The sequence below is a fragment of the Caballeronia glathei genome (assembly GCF_000698595.1).
Taxonomy (GTDB): domain Bacteria; phylum Pseudomonadota; class Gammaproteobacteria; order Burkholderiales; family Burkholderiaceae; genus Caballeronia; species Caballeronia glathei.
Genome location: NZ_JFHC01000203.1, coordinates 1 through 1,976 on the forward strand (window position 1 = coordinate 1; position 1,976 = coordinate 1,976).

Here is a 1,976-nt window from a genome sequence, read left to right on the forward strand (position 1 = left end):
GCGACTCGAAGAAACTGGCGGAAGGACTGACCGCGGCGCCCTTGCGACAAACACCGGTACATTCACCCGCTCAAGCAGAGATATCAGGTAGCGATGAGAGACCCGGCCTGGCGACGCGCTGCGCATTGTAAGGCAGGCCGGGTAGTCTTGGCAGGACCGGCGGAACGGCAGTTGCTACCCAGAAACGCCATCTCCCAAACGCCAGGCGTTTCACGGAGCCGCGATGAAGAGAAGCGTGATTGCCGTGGTCCTTGTCTTAACCACCCTCGCGGTACCGACAATTGCGCGGCCTAAGCGGCACAAGCCGCGCCACCAGGTCCGCGAATGAATTGCCCGTTCCTGATAGGAGTTAATTCAGGCCGCGTCGATGTCGAGTTCGACGGAGATCGACGCGGCAAAGCTCGTCGAAATGCGATCGCAGGACAACGACGCGAAGACTTTTGCACGTCGCATGGCAGTAGATTATACGAAACCGACCGCCCAACTCAAGATGGCGGTACCGCGCGGGGTGACGGTGCCGAAGGACAACTCCGACACCGCTGTTCTCGATTCGCTCAAAGGCCTGCGCGGAAAGGAGTTTGACATCGCGTACCTCCAACAGGTCGCGCTTGCCGGTCACAAAAAGGCCGTCGAGGTGTTCAGAAACGAAGCGGACGGCGGGCAGAACGCCGATTTAAAAAAAGGCCGCGCAAAAAAAGCGCTGCCCACCATCGAAGGGCATCTCCATAACCAACAGCCCAGGTAGCCGGCGAAAAGCCGGCCTCCGCGGGCCGAACTGAAAAGTACGACACCCATGCGAAGCCAGTCAAATCGGCCAAAACTGCTCCTTTTCCCGACTAAGGCCTACGTTCCGCCGTCACCCGGACTCACACCGGATGATTTCGCGATCTACGCCTCGCATCGGCGCGGTGCGGCTGCGGAGTACTACGGCACCCTCAAAGTGGTCCGCAAAACAGATGGTCGCCTGCTTTATCCCTTCGAGGGCGCACCGACGATTGGACCTTTTTCGAGCCGGGCGCGGGCTACCGAGGCCGCCGAACAGCTCGGCGTCACGATCGTTATGGGCGACATCGCACGTCCGGAGATTTGACCCGCATCGTTTCAAAGAAGGTTCTTTCGAAACTCGCGCCACGAGCACTGACGACTGCGCGGACCATCGCACGTGAGCGGGGCTGCGACCACTTCGAATTTTTTCGACTTGATCTGTTTGTCGTCCCATGGAACGCCCGTTGCTAATGAGCATGCGTGTCCGGAGAGACGCGGCGGGCAGCGCGGACCACGGAGCAGTTATGCAAGTTGAAACATTCAGATCTGGCCGTGTGAGTGTCTACATCGTCGTTTATCCGCGCAGCGGCGAACGCGTCGACCGGTGGATTTCGCGGTGGGCAGTCTGCACGAAACGGGGGTACGTTACGCAACTGCTTGCGCGTGGTGACGACCGGACCCGGTTCGTGAGTCCGGACGAGGCGTCTTGGCATGGGCAGAAATCGGCGGCGGCGGCAGTTGCAGCAAGTATCGATACTGCCTTCGCGCTGACTGCGATCGCGGACGCTGGGCACTTCGGGCGCGCAACGACTGAAAGGCGAGTCTCATAAGCCCGGCCGCGTGCAGGCGATAAGCGCGAATGAAACTCTTTGGAGGTAGCGCACGCCGCGCATGAGCTGCGGAGCCGAATAACTCGATGACGTGGGAACGACGCCCCCTCTAGCCTAGCCTCGTCGTTGCGGTGAGTTTGTTAATCACCGAGCCCGGCGCCGAAGATTGGCAGAGGGGCTTCTCGTGAATCACCATAGGTGCTCCTTCCATGTCTGACGGCTTTAAACGTTCTATCCGCCCTTCCGCGTGGAGCTTTTCCCGCTCGGACGAAGCGACGCAAAGCCTGCCGGAAGTTCACGCCTCGATCGCGGTTCCCATTGGCGGCTTGTGGCTGCGGCGTTTTCTCGCATTCTCGGGTCCGGGCTACATGATCTCGGTCG

General features: G+C 60.2%; 2 protein-coding genes. Both read left to right on the plus strand.

Annotated elements, in window-relative coordinates:
- Positions 1 to 367 precede the first annotated feature (367 nt).
- Positions 368 to 745, plus strand: a complete 378-nt coding sequence (locus tag BG61_RS38255) for a DUF4142 domain-containing protein (protein WP_152565299.1) — start codon at positions 368 to 370, stop codon at positions 743 to 745.
- A 48-nt stretch (positions 746 to 793) separates the two neighbouring features.
- The gene (locus BG61_RS38260) at positions 794 to 1,090 is read left to right on the plus strand and encodes a DUF6723 family protein (protein ID WP_051673106.1); all 297 of its coding nucleotides are present in this window, start codon (positions 794 to 796) and stop codon (positions 1,088 to 1,090) included.
- Positions 1,091 to 1,976 lie beyond the last annotated feature (886 nt).

Bases quoted from the DNA above. Each gene is read 5' to 3' on its own strand.
- BG61_RS38255 (WP_152565299.1), top strand. From the start codon at position 368: ATGTCGAGTTCGACGGAGATCGACGCGGCAAAGCTCGTCGAAATGCGA.
- BG61_RS38260 (WP_051673106.1), top strand. From the start codon at position 794: ATGCGAAGCCAGTCAAATCGGCCAAAACTGCTCCTTTTCCCGACTAAG.